Annotated in this window: 22 protein-coding genes and 1 tRNA gene; 14 read left to right on the forward strand and 9 right to left on the reverse strand. The window is 65.7% G+C overall.

Features of this window, described 5'->3' with window-relative positions; translation table 11 throughout:
• Window positions 1-289: 289 nt before the first annotated feature.
• A complete protein-coding gene (locus W7S_RS14300) occupies window positions 290-496 on the forward strand; it encodes a heavy-metal-associated domain-containing protein (RefSeq protein WP_014711838.1) in 207 nt (68 codons plus the stop codon).
• Between the two features lie 137 nt (window positions 497-633).
• Window positions 634-2,832, forward strand: coding sequence for a cation-translocating P-type ATPase (locus W7S_RS14305; RefSeq protein WP_231504893.1), 2,199 nt, complete (start codon window positions 634-636; stop codon window positions 2,830-2,832).
• 20 nt (window positions 2,833-2,852) lie between these two features.
• On the opposite strand, the gene W7S_RS14310 is transcribed toward W7S_RS14305, so the two are convergent.
• Entirely contained in the window at window positions 2,853-3,467 is a 615-nt protein-coding gene (locus W7S_RS14310) for a DUF305 domain-containing protein (protein ID WP_033712897.1), read from the reverse strand.
• Between the two features lie 621 nt (window positions 3,468-4,088).
• Between W7S_RS14310 and W7S_RS14315 the strand changes: the two genes are divergently transcribed.
• A complete protein-coding gene (locus W7S_RS14315; protein ID WP_033712898.1) occupies window positions 4,089-5,450 on the forward strand; it encodes a PPE domain-containing protein in 1,362 nt (453 codons plus the stop codon).
• Between the two features lie 153 nt (window positions 5,451-5,603).
• Here W7S_RS14315 and W7S_RS14320 read toward each other — a convergent pair whose 3' ends face one another.
• Complete coding sequence (locus tag W7S_RS14320) at window positions 5,604-5,894, reverse strand: metal-sensitive transcriptional regulator (protein WP_008257501.1); 291 nt, start codon at window positions 5,892-5,894, stop codon at window positions 5,604-5,606.
• A 502-nt stretch (window positions 5,895-6,396) separates the two neighbouring features.
• On the opposite strand from W7S_RS14320, the gene W7S_RS14325 reads away from it, so the two are divergent.
• The 11 genes from W7S_RS14325 (at window position 6,397) to W7S_RS14370 (ending at window position 20,032) form a co-directional block, all read left to right on the forward strand.
• On the forward strand, window positions 6,397-6,828 hold the full coding sequence (locus W7S_RS14325) for a hypothetical protein (protein ID WP_231504777.1): 432 nt from the start codon (window positions 6,397-6,399) through the stop codon (window positions 6,826-6,828).
• 236 nt (window positions 6,829-7,064) lie between these two features.
• A complete protein-coding gene (locus tag W7S_RS14330) occupies window positions 7,065-8,162 on the forward strand; it encodes a PLP-dependent cysteine synthase family protein (protein ID WP_020822742.1) in 1,098 nt (365 codons plus the stop codon).
• 81 nt (window positions 8,163-8,243) lie between these two features.
• The gene (locus W7S_RS14335; RefSeq protein WP_020822743.1) at window positions 8,244-9,266 is read left to right on the forward strand and encodes an ornithine cyclodeaminase; all 1,023 of its coding nucleotides are present in this window, start codon (window positions 8,244-8,246) and stop codon (window positions 9,264-9,266) included.
• Window positions 9,267-9,346: 80 nt separating this feature from the next.
• A complete protein-coding gene (locus W7S_RS14340; protein WP_014711845.1) occupies window positions 9,347-10,630 on the forward strand; it encodes an alanine racemase in 1,284 nt (427 codons plus the stop codon).
• A gap of 11 nt (window positions 10,631-10,641) precedes the next feature.
• A complete protein-coding gene (locus W7S_RS14345; protein ID WP_232067536.1) occupies window positions 10,642-12,036 on the forward strand; it encodes an MATE family efflux transporter in 1,395 nt (464 codons plus the stop codon).
• A 48-nt stretch (window positions 12,037-12,084) separates the two neighbouring features.
• Entirely contained in the window at window positions 12,085-13,335 is a 1,251-nt protein-coding gene (locus W7S_RS14350; RefSeq protein WP_014711847.1) for an MFS transporter, read from the forward strand.
• Between the two features lie 815 nt (window positions 13,336-14,150).
• The gene (locus W7S_RS14355) at window positions 14,151-15,512 is read left to right on the forward strand and encodes a DDE-type integrase/transposase/recombinase (protein ID WP_014711848.1); all 1,362 of its coding nucleotides are present in this window, start codon (window positions 14,151-14,153) and stop codon (window positions 15,510-15,512) included.
• The gene (gene istB / locus W7S_RS14360; RefSeq protein ID WP_014711849.1) at window positions 15,509-16,360 is read left to right on the forward strand and encodes an IS21-like element helper ATPase IstB; all 852 of its coding nucleotides are present in this window, start codon (window positions 15,509-15,511) and stop codon (window positions 16,358-16,360) included. The genes W7S_RS14355 and istB overlap by 4 nt, the downstream gene beginning before the upstream one ends.
• Before the next feature lie 1,616 nt (window positions 16,361-17,976).
• On the forward strand, window positions 17,977-18,411 hold the full coding sequence (locus W7S_RS14365; RefSeq protein WP_014711852.1) for a hypothetical protein: 435 nt from the start codon (window positions 17,977-17,979) through the stop codon (window positions 18,409-18,411).
• Between the two features lie 206 nt (window positions 18,412-18,617).
• Window positions 18,618-18,827: an AlpA family transcriptional regulator gene (locus W7S_RS26325; RefSeq protein ID WP_008257535.1), complete on the forward strand. Its 210-nt coding sequence runs from the start codon at window positions 18,618-18,620 to the stop codon at window positions 18,825-18,827.
• Window positions 18,827-20,032, forward strand: coding sequence for a site-specific integrase (locus W7S_RS14370; protein ID WP_033710438.1), 1,206 nt, complete (start codon window positions 18,827-18,829; stop codon window positions 20,030-20,032). The genes W7S_RS26325 and W7S_RS14370 overlap by 1 nt, the downstream gene beginning before the upstream one ends.
• Before the next feature lie 37 nt (window positions 20,033-20,069).
• On the opposite strand, the gene W7S_RS14375 is transcribed toward W7S_RS14370, so the two are convergent.
• From W7S_RS14375 to W7S_RS14405, 7 genes are all read right to left on the reverse strand, one after another.
• Window positions 20,070-20,146, reverse strand: a tRNA-Pro gene (locus W7S_RS14375).
• A gap of 183 nt (window positions 20,147-20,329) precedes the next feature.
• Complete coding sequence (der, locus tag W7S_RS14380; protein ID WP_014711854.1) at window positions 20,330-21,730, reverse strand: ribosome biogenesis GTPase Der; 1,401 nt, start codon at window positions 21,728-21,730, stop codon at window positions 20,330-20,332.
• On the reverse strand, window positions 21,727-22,413 hold the full coding sequence (cmk, locus tag W7S_RS14385) for a (d)CMP kinase (RefSeq protein WP_041297876.1): 687 nt from the start codon (window positions 22,411-22,413) through the stop codon (window positions 21,727-21,729). The genes der and cmk overlap by 4 nt, the downstream gene beginning before the upstream one ends.
• Window positions 22,410-23,153: a pseudouridine synthase gene (locus tag W7S_RS14390; protein WP_014711856.1), complete on the reverse strand. Its 744-nt coding sequence runs from the start codon at window positions 23,151-23,153 to the stop codon at window positions 22,410-22,412. Before W7S_RS14390 ends, cmk begins: the two co-directional genes overlap by 4 nt.
• Window positions 23,153-23,929 carry an SMC-Scp complex subunit ScpB gene (gene scpB, locus W7S_RS14395; RefSeq protein WP_225336783.1) on the reverse strand — a complete coding sequence of 259 codons (777 nt, stop codon included), beginning with the start codon at window positions 23,927-23,929 and terminating at the stop codon, window positions 23,153-23,155. Before scpB ends, W7S_RS14390 begins: the two co-directional genes overlap by 1 nt.
• Entirely contained in the window at window positions 23,926-24,744 is an 819-nt protein-coding gene (locus W7S_RS14400) for a segregation/condensation protein A (protein ID WP_008257548.1), read from the reverse strand. Before W7S_RS14400 ends, scpB begins: the two co-directional genes overlap by 4 nt.
• Window positions 24,741-25,604 (reverse strand): ParA family protein, encoded by an 864-nt coding sequence (locus tag W7S_RS14405; protein WP_008257550.1) that lies wholly within the window; start codon window positions 25,602-25,604, stop codon window positions 24,741-24,743. Before W7S_RS14405 ends, W7S_RS14400 begins: the two co-directional genes overlap by 4 nt.
• Window positions 25,605-25,810: the final 206 nt, after the last annotated feature.

The raw sequence follows: 25,810 nt of genomic DNA on the forward strand, positions 1-25,810 counted from the left end.
CAGGAACTAATTCCTGTGCGTCGCGTCGATTCGGCCGCCGGACTGCATGCCGGCCCGATGCGACTCGAGAAATGGGCGCTTCGCTTCGCAGTGAGGCCGTCAACCAGCCGTTGGTGGTCCGTGCCATCTTTCGATCGGGGCAATATTTTCGGCGAAATGTGGTTATGCCAAATGAACCTTCGTCCCCGTGAGCTCGGCAGCGCGTTCGTTCGGGATGTTGACACTTGGACAGATACCCTATGGGGGTATATTGTTGATTGAAACGGCTTTCGACGTGAAAGGAGCCGACATGAGCACCGTCACAGTCAGGGTTGCGGGAATGACCTGCGCCCATTGCGCATCCTCAGTACATGATGAGGTCGGCAGCATCGCCGGCGTCACCGCAGTCGACGTCGATTTGTCAACTGGCAAGGTCACCGTGGAGAGCGACAACCCAGTCGACAACGACGCGCTCAAGGCCGCCGTCGAAGAGGCCGGATACCAGCTCGCCGGCTGAGGCAAACCCTCAACTGTGTGCGACCCCCGTCGAACGGTCCGCCGGCCCGCTAGCAGGCCGGGCCTCTAAAGGAGAGCAGTGTGCGTCCCGTCATCGAGACAACACCCATCGGCCACGTCGAGCTGCTGATCGACGGCATGACCTGCGCGTCGTGCGCGGCCCGAATTGAGAAGAAGCTCAACAAGCTTGACGGCGTCACCGCGACGGTCAACTACGCAACGGAAAGGGCCAGCGTGGCCTACGTCGGCGATGTCTCGCCCGATCAGCTGGTGGCCGCGGTCGAGGAGGCCGGCTACACGGCGGCGCTTCCCCAGCAGAAGGCGGCCGATGGTGACCCGAACGAGCAGCCCGACGGCGACCCCACGGCATCGCTACGGCAGCGGCTCCTGGTTTCGCTGGTGCTGACCGTGCCGGTGATCGTGATGGCAATGGTCCCCCCGCTGCAGTTCGCCAACTGGCAATGGCTGTCGCTGACGCTTGCTGCTCCAGTTGTGGTGTGGGGGGCGTGGCCGTTCCATCGGGCCGCGTGGGCCAACCTGCGCCACCGCACCGCGACGATGGACACGCTGATCTCGATGGGCACGCTCGCCGCGTTGGGCTGGTCAGTCTATGCGCTGTTCTGGGGCACTGCCGGAATGCCTGGCATGAGGCACGCCTTCGAGTTCACCGTCACGCGTACCGACGGTGCCGGGAACATCTATCTCGAGGCCGCCGCCGGTGTCACAACCTTCATCCTGGCTGGCCGGTTCTTCGAGGCCCGAGCCAAGCGGAGGGCCGGCGCCGCGCTGCGTGCGCTGCTCGGCCTCGGCGCCAAGGACGTCGCTGTGCGCAAAGGCGGTCTGGAGCAACGCATTCCGATCGAACAACTGGCAGTGGGCGACGAGTTTGTGGTGCGGCCGGGGGAGAAAATCGCCACCGACGGCGTCGTCGTCGAGGGCGCTTCGGCGGTGGACGCATCGATGCTGACCGGCGAATCGGTGCCGGTGGAGGTTCGGCCCGACGACCACCTCATCGGGGCCACCATCAACGTCGGCGGCCGACTCGTGGTGCGGGCCAACCGGATCGGCTCCGACACCCAACTGGCGCAGATGGCCAGGCTGGTCGAGGAGGCGCAAACCGGAAAGGCGAACGCGCAGCGGCTGGCCGACAAGATCTCGGCCATCTTCGTGCCGATCGTCATCGTGTTGTCGGTGGCGACGCTGGGATTGTGGATGGTCGTCGGCGGGTCGATCGGCGCGGCGTTCACGGCTGCCGTCGCAGTATTGATCATCGCCTGCCCCTGCGCACTGGGCCTGGCCACGCCGACCGCTCTGATGGTCGGCACCGGCCGCGGAGCCCAGCTCGGCATCCTCATCAAGGGTCCCGAGGTGCTGGAATCGACGCGACGCATCGACACCATCGTCCTCGACAAGACCGGCACGGTAACCACCGGCGCGATGGCCCTGATCGATGTGATCACCGACGACGGCGAACAGCCCGATCAGGTGCTCCGGGTCGCCGGCGCGCTGGAGGCTGCCTCCGAACATCCCATCGCCACCGCGATCGCAAAAGCGGCACGCGAGAAGCTCGGCGAGATTCCGGCCGTCGAGGAATTCACCAACCTCGAGGGGCTCGGTGTCCAAGGTGTGGTCGACGGCCACGCGGTGATGGTAGGCCGCGAACGACTGCTGGCGGACTGGTCGCAGCACCTGCCGGAGAAGCTCGCTGAGTCCATGCGGGCGGCCGCGTCGCAAGGTAAAACCGCCGTCGCAGTTGGCTGGGATGGCAGGCCACGTGGCGTGCTCGTGGTTGCCGACGCGGTCAAATCGACGTCGGCCGAGGCCATCAGCCAATTACGCGCGCTTGGATTGACACCGATCATGCTCACCGGCGACAACCAGGCCGCCGCTGACACAGTCGCCCGTCAGGTCGGCATCGACCGCGTGATCGCGGAGGTGCTGCCCCAGGACAAGGTCGATACCATCAAGCGGCTGCAGGCTGACGGCAAGGTGGTGGCCATGGTCGGCGACGGCGTCAACGACGCTGCCGCGCTGGCCCAGGCCGACCTCGGACTGGCGATGGGTACCGGCACCGATGTCGCCATCGAGGCCAGTGACCTGACTCTGGTCCGCGGCGACTTGCGCGCGGTTCCCGACGCAATCCGGCTGTCGCGCAAGACGCTGGCCACGATCAAGGGAAACCTGTTCTGGGCCTTCGCCTACAACGTCGCCGCGCTGCCGCTCGCCGCCGCCGGGCTGCTCAACCCGATGCTGGCCGGCGCCGCGATGGCGCTCTCGTCGGGGTTCGTCGTCAGTAATAGCTTGCGGCTCCGTCGGTTTCAGCCGGGTATCCGGTGATCCCTCGAGCGTCTTGACAGTTACAGCGAGGCCAGGAGCTTCTGCATGGTGTCGATTTCCTGCTGCTGGCTGGCGACGATCGAGCGGGCCATCGCCGTCGCCGCAGGATATCCGCCGGAATTGACCTCGTCCTGGGCCATGGCGATCGCGCCCCGATGATGTTGGATCATCTGCGTCAAGAACAGCTTGCTGGCCTCCACGCCTTGGGCGTTCTTTAGCGCGGCAATGTCCTCGTCGGACATCCCGCTCATACCCGGCATGGTGCTCTGAGTGGGCATCATGCTCTGGCTGGGCATCATCGTCTGGCTCGGCGTCCCCCACTGGCCCAACCAAGTCTGCATCTGTTCAATCTCGGGCCCTTGAGCTGCCTTGATCTGATTCGCCAGATCCACGACACGGGAATCGATCCCTTGCTTACCCAACACGATGTCGCTCATCTCAATGGCCTGCTGATGATGCGGAATCATGTGCTGCGCGAACACGACATCAGCCTGCTTATGGCCGTCGGGGGCCGACGCTGAAGTCGGTGCGCCCTTTGTGGGGCCAGCCTGGTCATTGCCGGAGTTACTACATGCGCCGACGCCGACCAGCGCCGCCAACGCCGCGACAGCCGCCGCCAGAGTCCTGATTCTCATCACAACAAGCCCTTTCCTCCGTTTTCGCGGCCGCCCCCCGGCGCTCTGGCGATGCGCTGACTTGTCGACCGCTGCACGACAGCTACAAGTCTGCCCGCAGCCGCTTTGGCTCAATCAGGCGCTTCGACGAAATTCGATAAAGACCGTATCCGGTCGACGATGCTCCTGAGGAACGGTCGTATTGCTACAGCATCCCGATAGAACCAGTTGACCGGCATACACCGAATCGCGGCGGCGGACGGCATTCTCGTTCAGCGAATGAATCCGGCTGTACCGCCAAGGGCAGTGCAGGGGCATCAACACCTCACAACCCATCATGGCTGTGCGGCGACTGACGGCGGCTGAACGCGATTTCTCGGACCAGGCGCCAAACCCTTTGTGAGTTCTTGCGTCATGTGCAAGTTAATCTGTATTTCGCTCTGTTCGTTGACGTGGGAGCGCTTGCAAACGTGTGAGGCCGTCCCCTCAGCAGTCGGGACCGTCTCATTAGGTCGCCTTCCTTCGTGGTACCGGCACTGCCCGAAGGATCGCGATTTGTTTGCTGCTCGGCTGGCTACCCCCATACGACGCGCACCGGAGCCGTCGATGCCCTCGCGGCCATGAAAGCGATCGGAGGAGAACGTGGACTTCGCAGTACTACCGCCGGAGGTTAACTCCGCGCGGATGTACGCCGGTCCGGGCTCGGGACCAATGCTGGCCGCCGCCATGGCCTGGGACGAATTGGCCGCCGCGCTGCAGTCGACGGCGGACTCCTACCAGGCGGAGATCACCGCCCTGACCTCCGGCCCGTGGGTCGGCCCGTCGGCTGCGGCCATGACCGCGGCGATCGCCCCCTATCTGGAGTGGATGCGGACCACCGGCGCCCAGGCCGAAGAAACCGCCACCAAGGCCCGGGCCGCGGCCTTCGCCTACGAGACGGCCTTTGCCGAGACGGTGCCACCCCCGGTCATCACGGCGAACCGCACCCTGCTGGCGTCCCTCGTCGCGACCAACTTCCTCGGGCAGAACACGCCGGCGATCGCCACGACCGAGACCGAGTATGCCGAGATGTGGGCGCGTGACACCGCGGCGATGTTCGGCTACGCGGGTTCTACGGCGTCGGCGACCAGGCTGACGCCGTTTGTCGAGCCGGATCAGACCACCACCTCCGGTGCCGATCAATCCGGAGCCGTGGCACAGGCCACCGGCACCGCCGCCGGGAGCGCACGCAATGCCGTTGGACAGCAATCGCTCTCGGCGGTACCCAACATGCTGAGCAGAGCTGCAGTGGGACCAACTGCCGTCGACCCGTCGGTGACGGACGTGCTGGGCGTGGAGAGCGATCTGATCACGGTCTTTCTCAACGGGCCCGCCAGCGTCGCTGGACTCGGCACGGTAACACCCTTCGGTACGACGACTCTTCCCTTCAACATTGCCGGCGCGCTAACCGGTTTCCACACCGATGACATCGTCAGCGGCTGGGCCGGTGTGCAGTCCTGGCCGGGGGCGGGCGCGGTGCCGCCATCGCCATTCCCGGTCATCACGAACCCGGCGGGCGGGTTTGGAACTCTGGCGTCAGCGGGGCTCGGTGAGGCCAACACCGTCGGCGGCCTGTCGGTACCGCCCGGGTGGACAGCCGCCGCCCCGGCGATACGACCGGCCGCCTTGGCGTTGCCGGCGACCAGCGCCGGCGCCGCCGCCGAAGCCGCTGCCGCGGCCGCCCCCAGCGGCACCGGGAGCCTGTTCGGCGAGATGGCGGTGGCGAGCATGGCCGGGCGCGCGATGGCCGGCACGAGCGCGTTGGGTCGGGAGCGAAGCCGGGCCGAGACGGCGAAATCCCCGCGCGACCCGAACAAGAAGGACAAGACAAACGCCCCGCAGGTTTCGCCGGTCGGAGCGATCAACATCGCTGCCGAGCTCCGCGAGCTGGCGTCGCTGCGTGCCGCCGGAATCCTCACGCAGCAAGAATTCGACGAACAGAGAATGCGCCTGCTGCCAACATGATCCAGGCCCATGCCATGTGTTCGTTACCCGGCGCTTAATGCCTCGCGAAGGGTTGAGCGACGTGTGCTTGCGTCATGCGGGTGCGACGGCGCTCGCGGATTGCTGCGTCGTGTGAGCTCCACCTGGCAGCGGTTGTATGCATGCGTGCAGCGTTCAAGAGCGAACAAGTCGTGCGATTGCGGCGGAGGCTTCGGCCAATTTCGCGTGGGCCTGGTCGCCGCCCTCCGCGGCGGCGCGGGTCAGGCAGTGGTCAAGGTGCTCGTCGAGCAGATTCAGCGCGACTGACCGTAAGGCGCTGCTGGCGGCGCTGATCTGGGTGAGGACGTCGATGCAATACTTGTCGTCCTCGATCATCTTCGCGATGCCGCGGACTTGGCCCTCGATGCGGCGCAGTCGCTTGGCGTAATTGTCCTTCTGCGCCGAATATCCGAGTGGGGTTGTCATCTATCCTCCCAGCGTCTTGGTCATCGGGGGACCTGCGCCTACTGCGTGGCGAAGAGGGTCAGCCATCGCAATGGCGTCGGTGTCGTGGAAGCGGTGCCAGGATCGCGGAAATCCGAGTGCTGATGGGCCTCATTATGGCACGTACCGTGCCGTATCGCGCCCAACGGGTAATCACCCATTAGAGGGCCCAACCAGACCGGTGGCCGAGTTCAGGCTCGTGTAGGCCCGCACGTCAGGCAACGGGCCGTCAGCCGTATGGCAAGACTGACCCTCTCGACACTGCGTGTATCGACACACGAAGCTGGAAGCCGCATTACCCTTTGCGGGTATGGGGTACACACCGTATCGTCGGTGTTGTGGACTTTCCCCTACCTACGTTCGGACGTTTGGCCGACCCCCACGGGCGGCTGATGGGGTATCGATCACGGACTGATCTCGGCCGGGTGTCGACTCATTTTGGAGCGCGGATGGCCACGACCAGCGGTGCTACGGTCGGGGTGTTATGAGATTGGCCAGCGCTAGCGGAACGCCACGGCTGCGGTATGTGGTGGCGGTGGGGGCTGCGGCGTGGTTGGCGATGTGGGGGGTCCTGATCGGCGCCCACAGCATCATGGGGCATTCGCAGTCTTCGCTAGCCCATCCGGCCCACGCGTTGGTGGCTTCGCTGGGTGGTGAGTTCACCGTTGATGTCGATCATCCGCATGTGAGCAAGGGTTCTGCGGGCGGACATCATGAGCAGTTCACCACGGCGGTGCTGCCGCGCTCGGGCGCGGTGGCGGCTGCGTTAATCGCGTTGGGTGCGGTGGCCGCCGTGGCGCTGACCGGTGGGCTGGCCCGGTTTGGGGTGCCCGCCGGGCGCGGCCCGCCCCATACCCCGGCTTTGTCTGTTACCGGTCAAGACGTCTTGACCCGGTTCTGCTTGTCTCGTCGCTGACTGGTCAGCGCCAGGTCGTTTCTGCCCTTTAGTGGCAGCGGCCGGCGACCGCTGACCCCTGTCACCATGTGCCGCGCACCGGTATTCGCGGCTCCCGTGTGAAAGCGACGAATTCCATGGCTGAAATTCTTCCCTTCGACAACACTTGCGTTCACCCCATCGCGGCCCTGAAGGTTGTTGAGCCGCGCGACTGCGCACCACCCGCCCCCGCCACTTCCCGGCGACCCGCCGCCCTGGTGGGTAACACACCGGTGCTGCGCATTGAGGCGCCGTTGACCCCACCCGATCGCGGGTTTTGGGCCAAGCTAGAAGGGTTCAACCCCGGCGGCAGCATGAAAGACCGCCCGGCCCTGCACATGGTCGAAGCCGCCCGCGCCCGCGGCGAATTAGCTCCCGGAGCGCGCATCGTCGAATCCACCAGCGGCAGCCTCGGATTAGGCCTAGCGCTGGCCGGCCAAGCCTACGGGCACCCGGTCACCGTAGTCACCGACACCGGCATGGAACCCATCGTGCGCCACATGCTGGCCGCCTACGGCGCCCAGGTCGACCTGGTCACCGAACCCCACCCCATCGGCGGCTGGCAACAAGCCCGCAAAGACCGCGTCGCCCAAGTTCTGGCCGACCACCCCGGCTCCTGGTGCCCCGACCAATACAGCAACCCCGACAACATCACCGGCTACCGGTCGTTGGCGTTGGAGCTGCTCGATCAACTCGGCAACGTCGACGTGCTGGTCTGCTCGGTAGGCACCGGCGGACACTCCGCCGGCGTGGCGCGGGTACTGCGCCAATTCAACCCCGACATGAAACTGATCGGAGTCGACACCATCGGCTCGACCATCTTCGGCCAACCCGCCACCACCCGGCTCATGCGCGGCCTGGGCTCCAGCATCCATCCCGCCAACATCGACTACCACGCCTTCAACGAAGTCCACTGGGTCGCCCCCCACGAAGCCGTCTGGGCCGCACGCACTTTGGCGGCCAGCAACTTCGCCAGCGGCGGCTGGAGCGTCGGCGCCGTCGCCCTGGTCGCCGGCTGGGCCGCACGCACCTATCCCAAAGACACCCGCATCGCCGCCGTCTTCCCCGACGGACCCCAACGCTACTTCGACACCATCTACAACGACCACTACTGCCACCAACACCAGCTCCTGGACTGGCAAACCACCCCCCAACCCACCACCCTCACCGACCCCAACCAACACGTCATCACCTCCTGGACCCGCACCACCACCATCACCAACCCCACACTGCTGCGCGGGGCAATACCGATCCGAAAGGCGGCTGCGGGGATGCAGGGAGGAAATGGCTCAGTCGACGTGAAAATTCCTGCATAGACGCGCTGCAAGTATTGTGCGCAGCAGACTTCCCATTCATCACTGCGGCTGGATCAAAATACGAGAGGACGGAATACAGTAATGGTTTCTGCAGCAACAGGCAGCCGACCGGTACAGCAGATTCTGGACCGCGAGGACGTGGGATTGCGCGTGCTAACACGCAGCGATATCGCCGACATTGCGATCAGTCCCACTGAGGTAATGGAACTGGTCAAGGGCGCTTATCTGCGAGTGGCCGAAGGTTCTTCCCGGGCGCCGGCAAAAATCATGATGCGCTCGCCGTACCGGGATTCGGCCGCCTATGCGATGCCCGGCTATGACGGCGGTTCACAAATCACGGCGTTTAAAGACTATTATATGCAAAACGACGACGGGAAAAAAGAATACATCACCATCACGCTCTACGACGATAAAGCGGGTTTGCCAATAGCATTGATGGACTGCTTCCGAGTGACCGCGCTACGAACTGCCGCCAACACCGCGCTGATCGCGGGCGCATGCGCACCGCCCGGGGCCCGCACCGCGCTGGTGACCGGTTCGGGCGCCCAAGGCCGATACACCTTCCCGTACCTGCTGACTGCTCTGCCGGACTTGGATCGGCTCCTGCTGTTCGGCACCCATCCCGATGGCATCGCCGCCGTGCGCGCGCATGTCCGCGAGCAATACCCCGACCGAGACATCGAAATCGTCACCGACCCCGAGAAAGCCGCCAGCGAAGCCGACGTTCTAGTTGCCACCTCGGCTGGGCCGGCCACCGAGGTCAAGTTCCGCACCAGCTGGCTTAAGCCTGGGGCGCTGTTCGTCTCGGTCAACGGGACCGGCGTGCACTCGTCCTCGCTGCGCGACGCCGACTACGCCGTGGCGACGAGCGCGGGCCAACTGGCGGTCACGGGCACCCGCTTCGCCGACGAGAACGGCTCGTTACGCTTGGACACCGAGCTGCCCGACATCCTCGCCGGACAAGCACCGGGCAGGCGAGACAACGATGACCGGGTCTTCGTTTTCAACAGCGGCATGGCCATCACCGACATCCCTGTGGCGCACGAACTGGCCGCCCAAGCGATCGCTCGTGGACGCGGACAGGAAATCAAACTGTGGAGCTAGCACAGACGCCGTTGTCGCTGCCGGCGGTAGAGCCGGAATGGTTCCGGGAAGTCATATCTGATCGTTCGTTGATAGCCGATATGGCTCATGCGCTCGGAGGCCCGTTTCACGTGCTGTTCGCGCCGCAGTTCGCCCGAAACCTGAAGGCGTTTAGCGATGTGCTCGACTCGGCGGGCGTGGAAGGGCAAGTATTTTTCGCCAAGAAAGCCAACAAGGCGGGGTGCTGGTTGCGCGTCTGCGCGCAGGTCGGCGCAGGTGTCGATGCAGCCAGCGCCCCGGAATTGGTTCATGCGCTTAGTTGCGGTGTGCGCGGTTCAGACATCGTGGTCACCGGGCCCGCCAAAAGCGAACATCTGCTCTGGCTAGCCGCCCGCCACGGTTGCTTGATCGCAGTGGACGCCCTCGACGAGCTCGACAGGGTTATCGCGCTGGCCCATCGCGGCGAGAGCGTCCGGATCATGTTGCGGGTGCTTCCAGAGGTGAACCCGCACAGCAGATTTGGTCTAAACCCCACCGAATTGGATGCCGCGCTACAACAATGCGCCCAGCAGCGGTCGCGTGTGTCAATGGAAGGATTCTCGTTTCACCTCAACGGATACGAGGTCGCGCCACGTGCGCAGCTGGCGGCCCAGCTGGTTGATCGTGTCGTTGAGGCACGTGCGCAAGGGCTGGCGGCAACGTCCATTTCTATCGGCGGCGGATTCGCAGTGAGCTACCTCGACGCCGAGACGTGGGATCGGTTCTTGCGCGACAGCACCGAAAGCGACTTTCACGCCGGCAAAACGTTCACCCACTTCTACCCCTATCATCAGGAGCCGACCGGGGCCGACATGTTGGCCGCAATCCTCTCCAGCGAGGACGCCGGCGGCCAAGGCACCGTCGGCGACCGATTCGCCACGACGGGAACCAAGCTCCTGCTCGAGCCCGGCCGCGCGTTGCTCAACGGGGCAGGATTCACCGTTTTTCCCGTGCAGGGATTCAAGCGGCGCGGCGACTACGGGATCATCACCGTTCTCGGGCTGAGCATGAGCTTGTCGGAGCAGTGGAAATCCAGCGAGTTCCTCCCGGATCCGACGCTGTGGCCGCAAGAAAGCTCGGACGAGCTGCAGTCGACAGGCCCGGTCCGATGCTGCGTCGGCGGGGCTAGCTGCCTGGACTATGACATGCTGACCTGGCGAAAAGTGGAGCTACCGCGGCAGCCGCGTTATGGTGACCTGCTGATCTACCCCAACACCGCTGGCTACCAGATGGACAAGAACGAATCCGAGTTCCATGGACTCCCCTTGCCGCCGAAACTCGAGGTGACTTGCGACGACGAGGGCCGGTTTCGCTGGCGCCCCGACCAGAATGGCGATCGCTGGTGAGCCGGGCGCCCGTGGGTGAAAACCGCCGGGTGCGGCTTGCTCCCCTGATGCGCACCGGCCGGCAGCTCACCGCTTTGGCCGCACCCATCGCGGGTGTGCAATTCGCCCAAGTTGCGTTGACCACCACCGATTTGGCCATGATGGGCCTCATCGGAGTGCAAGCCATCGCCGCCGGTGGGCTTGCCGCGATCCTGTACAACCTGATGCGCACCATGTGCGTCGGTGTAGTCACCGCGGTGGGAAATCTGGTCGCCACTGCAGCCGCTCAAGGGGAGGCACGTTCCGGAAGCGACCGCCCAGACACCAAGGCGCACACGGAGATCCGCCAGATCAACCGATCCGCCTTCTTGGTGGCCACCATGACGGCTGTCCTTCTCGGCGCCGCACTGATCGCCTTGGGCTATGTATTGCCCGTCTTCGGGGTGGACAAAGACGTGCTGGCCCTCGCGCGACCCATGATGATTGCCTTAGCTCCAGGGCTTGTCCCGATGGTGTGGCTGAATGTGTTGCGGCAGTTCTCCGTTGGTATGCGCCGCCCCGGTCCCCTGTTGGCGGTCAGCATCGCCTCCATCGCACTGAACGCGGCGCTGGACTTGGTGTTCATCTACGGACTGCTGGGCCTCCCCCGGCTGGGCTTGGCAGGCATCGGACTGGCAACGACGCTGGTGCAGGTACTCACCGTTGCGGCCTTCTATTTCATCCTGCGCCGTGACAATCACCTCGCCCCGCTGCTGTCGATCGACGGCTGGAATGCCGACGCTGAAATGGCCCGCCACATCCTGCGGTTGGGAGTCCCTATTTCATTGACGTACGGCTCGGAGGCGGGGATCACGTCGCTGGCCGCCGTGGTGATGGGAACCTTCGGCCCCATCGTGTTGGCTGCGCACAATGTGGTGACTCAGCTGACCCGCATCGCCTTCCAAATCAGCATCGGCTTATCACACGGATCATCCATCCTCATCAGCCGTGCGACCGGCAAAGGTGATAAAGGGCAGGCCGAGCAGATAGCGGTCGTCGCGCTTCTCCTGGGGGTAATTAGCACGGTGACACTCGGACTGCTCTACGTGGTAGCCCCCTACTGGGTTTTACGGCCATTTTTAGACCCCGCCGATTCGGCCACTATTGTGATCGCCAAATTCTTCCTCTTCTTCGCGATAATCCAGCAAATCGTGGACTTCACCCAAAACATCGCCGTGGGACTCCTGCGGGGCATCGGCAACACCAAAGCCGGCTTGCGAGCAACCACGATCGGGTACTGGTTGGTTGGCCTGCCCGCTATGTTGCTCCTGACATTCCCGGCGCAATTGCATGGGGCCGGAGTGTGGATCGGGCTCAGCACCGGCTTCGCCGCGACGGCGGCGCTGCTGCTGCGACGGTTCCGCAAGGATCTGCCTCAAGCAGTCTGACCGGCGTCTGCGTTTTGATAGCGGGAGTTGACGTATAGGGTGCGGTCAGTGGGTTTTGTGGCGCGGTTTCGCGGGTTCGACACGGCCAGCCGGATTCTGCTGATCAATCAGTTCGGCATCAACGTCGGTTTCTACATGCTGATGCCCTATCTGGCCGGCTACCTGGCCGGCCCGCTCGCGCTGGCGGCGTGGGCTGTCGGGCTGGTCCTGGGTACCAGGGATTTCTCTGAGCTCGGCATGTTCATCGTGGGAGGCACCCTTGCCGATCGGCTGGGCTACAAGTGGCTGATCGTGGCCGGATGTCTACTGCGCACCGGTGGGTTCGCACTACTGGTGACGGGCCAGTCCTTGCCCGTCGTGTCGATCGCCGCCGCAGCCACCGGTTTCGCCGGTGCATTGTTCAACCCAGCGATCCGCGCGTATCTGGCCGCCGACGTCGGCGTCCGCCGTGTCGAGGCGTTCGCGATGTTCAACATTTTCAATCACGCCGGCATCTTGCTTGGCCCAATTGTTGGACTTGCCCTGATGGCCATGGACTTTCGGGTCGCCGCGGCCGGCGCGGCAGTCGTCTTCGCCGTGCTCACAGTCGTGCAACTACTGGCGTTGCCTCGCTGCCGCGCCGACCCAGCGCCGGAGAAGACCTCGATACTGCAAGATTGGCGGGTCGTCGTCGCTAACCGCTCTTTCCTGTTGTTCGCCGCGGCGATGACCGGTTCCTATGTGCTCTCGTTTCAGATCAATCTCGCACTGCCGTTGCAGGCGTCGATGCTGGCGCCAGGATCTCATTCATTACTAGTCGCAGCACTTTTCGCCGTTTCAGGGCTCACCGCGGTTGGTGGACAATTACGCATCACCCGCTGGTTCGCCGAGAGGTGGGGAACCAGACGCAGTTTGGCCGTGGGCCTGACCATAATGGCAGCGTCGTTCCTGCCGTTGATCGTCGTCCCAGACCGCGAACGCTTCGGTGCTCTTCCGGCGATCGCGGCGCTTCTGATGTCTGCGGGCCTGCTGGCCATCGGCTCGGCCGCCGTCTTCCCGTTCGAGATGGACATTGTGGTCTCGCTGGGCGGCCGACTGGTCGCCACCCATTACGGCTTGTACAACACCATCATCGGGGCCGGAATCCTCGTCGGTAATTTGGCCACGGGCGCGGTCATGGGTTCCGCACGACAAATGGGCCTGGGCGAACTGGCATGGGCAGGAATGGTTCTCGTCGGAATCGTCGCCGCTGTGGCCTTACACCGCCTGGACCGGACCCACCGCCTGCAGCCCGCCCACTCTGACGTTTTGCCCACCTGAGCGGCCGGCTGTTGGTGGGCCGCAGCACGGTTCGGCGCCTACATACAGTCAGGGCGATGCGTAAGCGATCATGTCCCCCACGCGATCCTTACCTCCAGCGAGGCCACACCAGCTCAAGTCGGTGCGTTGGCACCCCGACGAAAGCGGCGGTGATGGCTACCCGACCTCCCGGGGCACCCACAGCGGAAGCTTTCCGGCTTAGACGATATGCATTGGCGGGCCGGCGAAGGCGAACGACGGGCACTGATCATGGCTCACCACCTCGCAGTGCCAATCCGGCACGAGATCGGAACTGACTGGGGCCTATCGGGAACACCAGGGGCGGCCCGTGGCGGGTCACACGGCCCGCGCGCAGACCTAATGACGGCGCGCCTTTATACCTGGCGCGTGAAGCCGTGGATTGACCGGAGGTACCCTACGGGGGTGGTGTAGATCACACCGAGAGACGTCTATCCGATGCCACTGTATCCGCTGGCTACAGATGATGGCCTGCGTATAGCTCGACGGCCTGCGGGTCGCATCGAGTCGCAGATGCGATGACAAATCACCGGTAGATGAGGGGTAACCCAGGTGATCATCAGGATACTGGTTAGCGCTGCAATCGCTGTCGCCTCCGTCGGACAAGCCCCACCGACCAGTGCTGACCCGAATCCGTTCGGCACACTCAGCTGTAGCTGTTGACCGCGCTCACTGAAATTCCCCACTGATGCTCATCGAAATTCCCCACCCGTGTGGCTCCGCCGAGAAGGGCGGGCCTCCTTCGAAGCTTCTGGTGTCTGACGCCAGTTGCTTCATCGAAGGAGGCCCGCTTTCTCATGCTCACATGGGAGGACGATGTGGAAGTACATGCCCTACGCAAACGTGGTTGGACGATCTCGGCGATCGCCCGCCACACCGGCTTTGACCGTAAGACGGTCCGCAAGTACCTGGCCGGCGACGGCAAGCCCGGGGTGCGGGCCCGGCCCGACCCGGATCCGTTCGAGCCGTTCGTCGACTACGTCACCGCGCGGCTGACCGAGGACCCGCACCTGTGGGCCCGCACCCTCTACGACGAACTCGAGAACCTTGGGTTCGCCCTGTCGTATCAGAGCCTGACCCGCAACATCCGAACCCGCGATCTGCGGCCGGTGTGTGAGGCGTGCCGGACCGCCACGCAGCGCCCAAACGCGGTTATCCCACATGCACCGGGTGATGAAACCCAATGGGATTGGCTGGAATTGCCCGACCCACCGCAATCGTGGGGCTGGGGCAAGACTGCGCACCTGCTGGTCGGCTCGCTGTCGCACTCGGGCAAGTGGCGCGGTTATTTGGCGCCGAGCGAGGACCAGCCGCATCTGGTCGCCGGCCTGGACCGCGTGACCCGCGGCCTGGGAGGTTGTACCCGGGTGTGGCGCTTCGACCGGATGGCCACGGTCTGCGACCCCGGTAGCGGCCGGGTGACCGCCTCCTTCACCGGGGTGGCCAAGCACTATGGCGTGTCGGTGGCGATCTGCCCGCCCCGGCGCGGCAACCGCAAGGGCGTGGTGGAAAAGGTCAATCACACCGCTGCGCAACGCTGGTGGCGCACCCTGGCCGACGAGGTGACCGTCGAGGCGGCGCAAGCGAGCCTGGATCGCTTCGCCCGGGTCCGCGGCGATACCCGGCTGCGGGCCACCGCTGATGGCCGCTCCTCGGTCGCCGTGGTGGCCGAAACGGAGCCACTACAACCGGTGGCGGCGCAGGCGTATCCGGTGATCGTGGCCGAGGCACGCACCGCCTCGCGCCAAGCGATGGTGTCCTACCGCGGTAACCGCTACTCGGTGCCCCCGGAGTTGGCCGCCGCCAACGTGGTGGTGTCTCATCCCGTCGGCGGGCAGTTCTGCGACATCGCCACCATGAGCGGGATCGTGATCGCCCGACACCGACTGGCCGCCGACGGGCTCGGAGTGATGGTGCGTGACAGCGGCCATGTCATCGCCCTGGACGCCGTGGCAATGGCCACCGCGACCACCGGGCGCCCGCACCGCCGCAAGGAAGGCATCCCACCCGGACCGGCTGCCAAAGCCGCTGCCGCGCAACTGCTTGCACTCAAGCAGCCATCCACCACCGCAATTGAAACGTCGACTCCGTCAACCGATTCCACCGTCATCGATCTTTCCGCCTACGAGCGGGCCGCCCAGAACAGGACCATCCAATGACCCCCACCCCGCGCACCGGAAAGCCCACCACCACGACCGAGGAATCGCCGTCGGCGGCGGCGAGCCGCTATCAGCAGTTGCGTTCGCATCTGGCCGAGCTCAAACTGGCCGCGGCCGCCGAAGCCCTACCGGCGGTGCTCGACCAGGCCACCGCTGAGGGGCTGTCGCTGACCGTTGCCTTGGAGCGGCTGCTGGCCGTGGAGGTCGAGGCCAGCACTGCCCGACGGTTGGCCGGGCGGCTGCGGTTCGCCTGCATACCCACCCCGGCCACCCTGGCCGATTTCGATGTCGATGCCGCCGCCGGGATCGACCGCAAGCTGATCGACGAGCTGGGCACCTGCCGCTACCTGGAATCGGCGACCAACATCCTGCTCATCGGCCCGCCCGGGACCGGCAAGACGCACCTGTCCGTCGGGTTGGCAAGGGCCGCAGCCCATGCCGGATACCGGACGTACTTCACCACCGCCGCTGATCTGGCCGCACGGTGTCACCGTGCCGCGATCGAGGGACGCTGGGCCACCACCATGCGCTTCTTCGCCGGCCCGACCCTTCTGGTGATCGATGAACTCGGCTACCTTCCGTTGCCCGCCGAAGCCGCTTCGGCATTGTTTCAGGTTGTCTCCCAACGCTATTTGAAGACCAGCATCGTGATCACCACCAACCGCGGGGTGGGTGCATGGGGTGACATCCTCGGCGACACCACCGTGGCCGCCGCCATGCTCGACCGCCTGCTGCACCGCTCCGTGGTCATCAACCTCGACGGCGAGTCCTACCGCCTCCGCGACCACCACGCCGCCGCGGAAACCCTGCGCCGAACCACCACCGGCACCCGCCAACAACTACACTGACCGCTGCTCACAGGTGAGGATTTTCGGCGAGCACAGCCGGGGATTTTCGATGAGCGCCGTCACTGTCGAGACACTGCTCCTCCGGGCAGCCCAGCCCTAGGGGAAGAGACAGACCGCGGAGTGCAAGACGGTATGTCTGCCTGGTTGCCAGGACATCGCGCCGAGCCAGTGAAATGAGCCCAGGACATCGCGTCAAGCCAATGAAATAAGCGCCTGGTGTCCCCTGCTACCCAGTCCGCCCTGGAGCAGATCTGGGACTACACCCGCAACCGGTGGAGTGCCAACCAAGCCGAAACGTACGTGCGCGAGATTCAGTGAGCCATTGATCCGGCAGCGTTTTCAGAACCGGAAACGACATTCACCGACGACTTCAACATCCGGGGGCGCGCCCCGGCAATTCCGGTCTCCGCCGTGAGTCACCGCATCGCCCACGGTCGGCAAGGCACTCGGGACCCCGCTGCGCCGGCCGACGACTTCCCCAGTTAGTCAGCATGCCGGGCGATATTCAAGCCGCTCCGCATTCTGCGCCGCTCCGCGAGCCAATCACGACCGCTGGCCAGCCAGCCGTCGCCATCTCGCGCCAACATGCCGCCACCATTGTTCGGGACCACCGCCAGGGTGGCGCGTCAACTCGGAACAGCCGCCACTGCGCGCCGCTCGCCTGCCACTCGGCCATCGTGACACCCGACCTCGCGTTTCACCGGCCAAGAAACCGGGCGGGCGCGAGTTGAGACTTCCACGTGTCGCGGACCGCGTGTTGGCACACGCGGTACCCGCGTTCGACCCTCAGGCCACTCGGTAGTCTGCCGCTGATGGAGCAAGCGTTAGCGCGAGCCTTAGTTGCGATGGACCCTGTGCCGCTGTCAGTCGTGCACGGAATCGTCAGCGACGACTGGCTCACTGCGGACCAGACTCATTTCGACGTGCGCTTCCCGCAATTGACGTTCTCGGTGTAGACCTCGTCGACTACCGAAACGAAGGGCGAGAAGGCCATTCGTCTCCGCGTGCCCTGTGTCGTGTCCGTGCCAGAGCCGCTCCGCCCCTCGAGCGTGGCGGGATAACCCGACGCGCGGTTTTCGAGGTCGCACGACGGAGGACCATCGGTTCGCAGAAGCGCCGCGCGCAGGGAGACCGCCACCGCGCCATGGCTCAGTCATCCGCGCCCCGATCATTTCGGTTCACGTCCAACCGCGCTGCCTGGCGCGTCAACCGGCTAACCCTCTTTGCACTGCAAATGACCCGTGCGGCCGGGTGCACTTACCTGAAAGTTAGCGCTGCTAATTTTCACCATGCGCCGAACATCACACCTTTTGCACTTAGGTCTCGTATTGATAACATTTCGTCCAGATGTTTTCCGGAGCAGCGTGGTAGGGGGCGTTGACGCAGTGGTCTTGGAGGCAAGAACGGTTTCGGAACGGGTGTGCCCGCGCTGCGGTACGTCTTTCGAAGTACCCGATAAGGGGCCGGGTCGACGCCCTGTGTGGTGCTCCGCGCGTTGCCGGCGGCGAGCATCCGCGGAGCGCATCGCAGCCCTTGATTCCGGCGCGGCGGTGCGTGTCGTCGAGGTGCCTCGCGCGCATCGTCCCGACCCTGATGCGCGCCTACCGCTGCCCTCCATGGAGACCTTGGCGCGCCTGTTTCTTAGCTCGGACTACCAATGCAAAATTCTCCTGCAATCCCTTGTGCACCGGTACGCGTCGGGCGACATCGGCGACGAGTTGCGGTCCGCGATGGAGCAGTTCGCGGCCTCGGTAGATCTCCACCGGGTCCTGTCGGAGGATCCGTCGTACCGGCAGGCCCGCGACGAGATCGAGACGCTCCGCAGGCGTCTCCGCCATGACGTCGACGCTGCCGATCAGCGCGACCAGGAACTGGCCCGCCTGCGCCGTGAGTCTGAGGAGTTGCGGCGATTGCGAATCCGCGTGGCGGAATTGGAGTCTGTCGTGGCGAGCGCCGCTTACCCACTGCACCAAGCTGGCCAGCACGACGTCATGCTCAGCCGCCAGCAGCGCCGCGCAGCAGAACGCGCGGCCCGCAAAGGTCGCTACTAAGCCGGCGGCCACACACACCGAGCCGGAGTGGAGCAGCGGCGCACGACTGCCGACCGAACCGGTGAGCGCGGGAAGATGCGCCAATTCTCGTCCCGGCCGACCGTCGCGTAACGCCACCGCCAGCTCTAGCCTTTAGAAACGAGGTACCGCACGACACTGGCGCCCGAAAGCTCGCGCCGGCCGATGCGGGAAGGGAACGCAGCACGATGGCCTTGCTAGACGGGCACTGGTACAGCTCAGCCGAACTTGCCGAGCTGCTCCACGTCGACGCATCCACCATTCGACGCTGGCGTACGTCGCATCCGCCCAAAGGCCCGGCCTTCGTACGCGTTTCGGACCGGGTGTACATGTATAACTCCAACGATGTCGAGGCATGGTTGTCCAGTCGGCACGTTGACCCCGGCGAGGTCGCGTGATGGCCGAAGAACTGACACTTCCACTTGGTGTTTCGTTATCAGTTGACATCGAGGAGCGCCCCAGCCGAGCTGCTCCCTTCCGCGCTCGGGTCCGGTGGATCGACCCGATCACCAAGAGCCGCGCTTCGAAATCAGCTTCGTTTGCAACGCGTGAAGCCGCGGTCGACTGGGCCGCCCGGATGGAACGCGCCGCGGCGCACGGGGTCGACCCGAAGACGGCCACGACGTCGCTGGCGGAATACGGCACCACGAACATGGAATTGGCGCTGCGTGGGCTTGAGTCCAAGACCACCGATCCCTACCTGGCCGGCTGGCGCAAACGCGTTGTCCCGACGCTTGGGCACCTGCCCATTGCGATGGTCACCAACGGTGCAGTGGATCGAGCTGTGCACGCGTGGATCGCGGACGAATGCAGTCGATCAACTGTCAAGAACAGCCTCGCCGTGCTCGTCCGCATCATGGAACAAGCGCTGCGAGACGGCATCATCGACCGCAATCCGGCTCGAGTCTCCGGTTGGCAGCGCCAATACAAGCTCGCCGAGGACGAACTCGACGATCCACGGGCACTTGCGCTCCCGAACTGGACTGCCCTCACCACCCTCGCCGATGCACTCGTCGCCCGGTCGGCGGGCCGTTATCGGGGTTGGGGTGACGCAGTCATCTTCGAGGCGTGCACCGCCGCCCGCATCGGCGAAGTGGCCGGATGCCTGGTGCGCGACATCAACACCCACGAGTGGATATGGACGGTGCGCCGTCAGACCACCCCATCGCCGGGTGGCTTGGTGGACAAGAACACTAAGGGCAAACGTGCGCGCGAAGTCCCGTTGATCCCGGCTGTCCGCGAACTCGTCCAGCGACGGATGGACGTCGTCGCAAGCAACCCCGATGCGCGACTCTTCATCGGCCCCAGGGGCGGAAGGATCACCACAGCCACGCTGCGCGACGCCACCTCTTGGGATGCCGTGGTCACCCAGCTCGGCTACGAAAAGCTCACGCGCCATGGTTTACGGCATACGGGACTGACGTGGATGGCCGATGCCGGTGTCCCGCTACACATCCTCCGCAAGATCGCCGGTCACGGAGCGCTGACAACGACCCAGCGCTATCTGCACCCCGATCGGCAATCCGTCATCAATGCGGGCGACCTGCTTGAGCGGCACTTGTGGTCCCCAAGTGGTCCCCAACTCCGCGTCATCTCATCCTGACCTAATCGCGTCACCGCAGATCAGGACACATTTCCTCTGGTCGGGCTGACAGGATTTGAACCTGCGACCACTTGACCCCCAGTCAAGTGCGCTACCAAACTGCGCCACAGCCCGCGCGCCAGTGGTTCCACCGGCAGCAGGTCGAAAGCCTACCGTAAGCGCTCCACCAATTCGCCAGGCGCCCAGCGTCTGGGCGACCAGCGCCTCGTCATCCAACGTGCTAGCGCATGCGCTATCGGGTTCGAGAATCACCACCTGGTCCGGAAGTGACCGACACCGTCGCGAGAGCCCCGGCGCTCAGCGCCGGCGGGCGCCCCGCTTTTCGCGCACCCGCACGTTGATCCGGATCGGCGACCCCTCGAAGCCGAAGGTCTCGCGCAGCCGGCGCTCCAGGAAACGCCGATAGCCCGCCTCGAGAAAACCGGTGGTAAACAGCACGAACGTCGGGGGTCGGGCGGTGGCCTGGGTGGCGAACAGGATCCGCGGCTGCTTGCCGCCGCGCACCGGTGGCGGGGTGGCCGCCACCACCTCTTTCAGCCAGGAGTTCAGCGGGCCGGTGGCGATCCGCGCATCCCACGACGCCAGCGAGGTCTCCATGGCCGGCACCAGCTTTTGCACGGCGCGGCCGGTCTTGGCGGAGATGTTGACGCGCGGCGCCCACCGCAGCTGCACGAGTTCGCGGTCGATCTCGCGCTCCAGCAGCTCGCGCCGGTCCTCGTCGACCAGGTCCCACTTGTTGAACGCCAGCACCAGGGCCCGGCCGGCTTCGATGACCATCGACAGCACCCGCTGGTCCTGTTCGGTCAGCGGGTCCGACGCATCGATCAGCACGATCACCACCTCGGCCGCGTCGATGGCCGCGTGCGTGCGCACCGAGGCATAGAACTCGTGGCCGCTGGCCTGACCGACCTTGCGCCGCAAACCCGCCGTGTCGACGAACCGCCACACCCTGCCGCCCAGCTCGATGAGGGAGTCCACCGGGTCCACCGTCGTCCCCGCGACATCGTGCACCACCGAGCGCTGATCACCGGCCAGCTTGTTCAGCAGCGAGCTCTTGCCCACGTTGGGTTTACCGACCAGCGCCACGCGCCGCGGGCCACCGGGTTTGGGGCCCACCTCCGACACCGCGGGCAGCGCGGCCAGCACCTCGTCGAGCAGATCGGCCACCCCGCGGCCGTGCATGGCGCTGATCGCGTGCGGCTCACCGAGCCCCAGCGACCACAACATCGCCGCGTCCGCTTCGGCCTTGTCGCTGTCAACCTTGTTGGCGGCCAGGAACACTGGCTTTCCCGACCGCAGGAGGATCCGGGCGGCGGCTTCGTCGGCCGAGGTGGCGCCGACGACGGCGTCGACCACCAGGATCACCGCGTCCGCGGTGCGCATGGCCACTGAGGCCTGCTCGGCCACCAGCTGCTGCAGCCCCTTGGCGTCGGGCTCCCATCCCCCGGTGTCCTGCACGACGAACCGGCGGCCGGTCCACAGCGCGTCGTAGGACACCCGGTCGCGGGTGACGCCCGGGATGTCCTGAACCACCGCTTCGCGACGGCCCAGGATCCGGTTCACCAGCGTGGACTTGCCGACATTGGGCCGGCCCACCACCGCCACCACGGGCGCGGGGCCAGCCTCCTCCTGTTCGTCGATGCCGAATTCGACGGATTCCCAGTCGCTTTCGTCGCTCCATGTACCGTCCTGGGTCACCGCACCGCCCCGCTTCGCTGTGTGACCAAATCCCGCAGGTGCGAAATCACCTGCGCCTCGGTCATCTCGCTGGTGTCGACGACCACCGCGTCGGGGGCGGCCCGCAGCGGCGACACCGCCCGCGTGGAATCCAGATGGTCACGACGGCGGACGTCGGCGAGCGCGGCGTCGTAGTCGTCGGCCAGCCCGGCCGCCACGTTCTGGTCGTTGCGCCGACGCGCCCGCGTTTCTGCCGACGCGGTCAAAAAGATCTTCACCGGCGCGTCGGGCAGGACGACGGTGCCGATGTCGCGGCCCTCGACGACGACATCGCCCGGCCCAGCGGCCATCTCGCGCTGCAACGCGACCAGCCGGGCGCGCACCGCGGGCACCGCCGACACCGCCGAGACGGCGCCGGTGACGGCATCCCCCCGAATCTCGGTGGAAACGTCCTCTCCGGCAAGCAAACACCGATCGCCGTCCACCGACAGCTGCGCCGTCGACCCGACCCGGCCGACCGCGTCGACGTCGCCCGGATCGACGCCCGCACGCAACACGGCCAGCGTCACCATCCGGTACATCGCCCCCGTATCGAGGTAGCGGGCCCCTAAAGCGCGCGCCAATCCCTTTGACACCGAAGACTTTCCGGTTCCCGCCGGCCCGTCAATGGCGACCACGACGCTCGCTGCGTTCGTTTCGCTCACAGGCCTACCGCCTTGTAGAGCTGCCCGATCTCGTCGCGACCCAGCGCCCGGAAGCTGCCCGGGCGCTGCTTGCCGAGCGACACCGGCCCAATGTCGGTGCGCACCAACGCTTCCACCGGGAACCCGGCCGCGGCCAGCAGCCGGCGCACGATGCGATTGCGGCCCTCGTGCAACGTGACCCGCACCAGCGTCTTACCCGGAATCGCGTCCACCACCGCGAACTCGTCGACCCGCGCGGGACCGTCGTCCAACTCGATCCCGGCGCGCAGCGTCTTGCCGACACCGCGGGGCACCGACCCGGTCACCGTCGCCAGATACGTCTTGGGCACCTCGTGGGAGGGATGCATCAACCGGTGCGCGAGTTCACCGTCGTTGGTCAGCAGGATCAACCCTTCGGTGTCCGCGTCCAATCGCCCGACGTGAAACAGGTTCTTGTTCCCGCGAACTCGCCGTTCGATCAAATCACCGATACACGGCCGCCCGCGGTCGTCCGACATGGTCGAATGCACTCCGCGCGGCTTGTTCAGCGCCAGATACACCTGCGAATCGTCGAGGACGATCCGGGCCCCGTCCACGCGGATCACCGAGGCGTCCGGGTCGACGCGGGTGCCCAACTCGGTCACCACCTGACCGTCGACCTCGACGCGGCCCTCGATGATCAACTTCTCGGCGGCCCGCCGCGACGCAATTCCGGCCTGGGACAACACCTTTTGCAGCCGGATCCCCTCAGCGTCGACCATCAATCCTGGTCCACGTCGAAGGTCAGCGCCGGGTCGGCCGCCTGGCCGCCGGAAAGTTTGATGAAACGTGGCTCGCTGTCCAGGGACTCGCTGAGATCCTCGATCGTGTCCACATCGGGCAACAGGGGCGCGATGTCCGGCAGGTCGGCCAGCGACGTCAGCCCCAGGCGCTCCAAGAAAAGCTCGGTGGTCGCGAACGTCGTCGCGCCGCTGTCGTCGTCCACCCCGGCTTCGGTGATCAGGCCGCGCGCCAGCAGCGTGCGCATCACGGCGTCGACGTTGACGCCGCGCACCGCGCTCACCCGCGCACGCGTCACGGGCTGGCGGTAGGCGACCACGGCCAGCGTCTCCAGCGCGGCCCGGGTGAGCTTGGACCGCGCGCCGTCCAGCAGCAGTTTTTCCACATACGGCGCGAACCGGGCGCGGGTATACATCCGCCAGCCCTCGCTGTTCTTCCGCAGGTCGATCCCGCTGTCGCGCGCGGTCAGTTCCTCGGCCATCTCCTGCAGCTTGGTGGCGATCCGGTACACCGGCTGTTGCGTGGCGGACGCCAGCGCCTCTGCGGTGACCGGGGTGTCCACCACCAGCAGCAGCGCCTCGAGCACCGAGCCGAGTTCCTCGGACTCCATCGGCGCGGCCTCGGCGATGTCCGGGATGCCCACGTCGAGGTCGGAATCCAGGTCGACTTCGGGTTGCGCGGCGTCGCTGGGCTCCGCACCGTTCAGATGCCGTTCCTCCGCATCGCTGCGCTCTGCGTCGTCACCGGCGCCCATCATGATTCGTCCCGCACTTCTACCAAGGCTTCACTGACCGGACGTTCCCCGGTCCACGAAATTTGGAGCACGCCAAGCGGCTCTGACTGGTCGAATGCTACCGCCCGCGACCGATACAGTTCGAGCAGCGCCAGGAACCGCCCGACCACCTCCATCGACGCCTCACAATCGGCGACCAGCTCGGAGAACGTCGCCCACGCCCCGCTGCCCCGCGCCTGAAGGATCGCCAGCAACTTCTTGGCCTGCTCGGGGACGGAGACCTGCACCTCGTGCAGGTGCGCCACCGACACTGTCGGGACGGGCCGCGGGCTGAACGCGATCGCTGCGATCTGGGCGAAGCGGTCGGCGTCGACGCCGATCATCACCTCGGGCAACAGCTCGGTGAACCGGTCCTCCAGCGACACGGCGCGCGGGTAGCTGCGCAGCGCGGTGGCCTCCAGCTCGGCGAACATCTCGGCGACGTGCTTGAACGCGCGGTACTGCAGCAGCCGGGCGAACAACAGGTCGCGCACCTCCAGCAGCGCCAGGTCTTCGTCGTCGTCGACCTGCCCGGCCGGCAGCAGCCGGGCGGCCTTCAGGTCGAGCAGGGTCGCGGCCACCACCAGGAACGCGGTGGTCTCCTCGAGCTCCAGCTGGGGACCGATTTCGCGGGTGTAGGCGATGAAGTCGTCGGTGACCTGGTGCAGTGCCACCTCGGTCACGTCCAGGCGATGGGCGAAGATCAGCTGCAGCAGCAGATCGAACGGCCCCTCGAAATTGGTCAGGCGGACCTGAAAGCCGTTCTGCTGGGGCGCCTCACCATTTGCGGTCGCGTTCACGCGCCGAATCGGTCGATGAATTCGCGGGCCAGCGCGCGATAGGCGATGGCCCCGGTCGATCGCGGGGCCCACGTGGTGATGGGTTCGCCGGCCACGCTGGTCTCCGGGAACCGGACGGTGCGGGTGATGACGGTGTCGAACACCAGGTCGCCGAACCGCTCCACCACCCGGGCCATCACCTCGCGCGAGTTGACCGTGCGCGGGTCGTACCGGGTCAACAGGATCCCGCTGATCTCCAGCTTCGGGTTCAGCCGGTCGCGCACCTTGTCGACGGTGTCGGTGAGCAGCGCCAGACCGCGCAGCGAGAAGTACTCGCACTCGGTGGGAATCACCACCCCGTCCGAACAGGCCAGGCCGTTGACGGTGAGCAGACCCAGCGACGGCTGGCAGTCGATCAGCACGTAGTCGTAGCGATCCAGCACCGGGTGCAGCGCCCGGCCCAGCGTCTGCTCGCGTCCCACCTCGTTGACCAACTGGATCTCGGCGGCCGACAGGTCGATGTTGGACGGCACCAGATCCATGTGCTTGACCCGGGTCTGCAGCAGCACGTCGTCGATCGACACGCGCGGCTCCACCAGCACGTTGTGGATGGTCTTTTCCAGCTCGTAGTGCGGGACGCCCAGGCCGGCGGACAGCGCGCCCTGCGGGTCCATGTCCACCAGCAGCACCCGGCGGCCGTACTCGGCGAGCGCGGCACCCAGATTGATGGTCGACGTGGTTTTCCCGACGCCCCCCTTCTGGTTGCACATGGCGACGACTTTGGCCGGGCCGTGCGAGGTGCGCGGCTGTGGCTCCGGGATCGCCCGTGGCGGCCGCCCGGTCAGGCCGAGCTCGACGCCGTTGTCCGGCTGCTCGGTCATGGCGGGGGTGTTCGGGAGGTGAACATCGACCGAAAGTCTAACGGGTCCGCGCGCCGAAACCCGGCGACCCGCAGGCAATTAACCAGCCAATATGAGCGGAAATCGGTGGTGAAACGCACATCCCGACAGCCTATTCACTCCAGTCACAGCAGCACCAGTTTGGGGGCGATATGCCGGCCGCGAAAAGCTGTCGCCAGCGAGGGCAC

The sequence above is a fragment of the Mycobacterium sp. MOTT36Y genome (assembly GCF_000262165.1).
Lineage (GTDB): Bacteria > Actinomycetota > Actinomycetes > Mycobacteriales > Mycobacteriaceae > Mycobacterium > Mycobacterium intracellulare.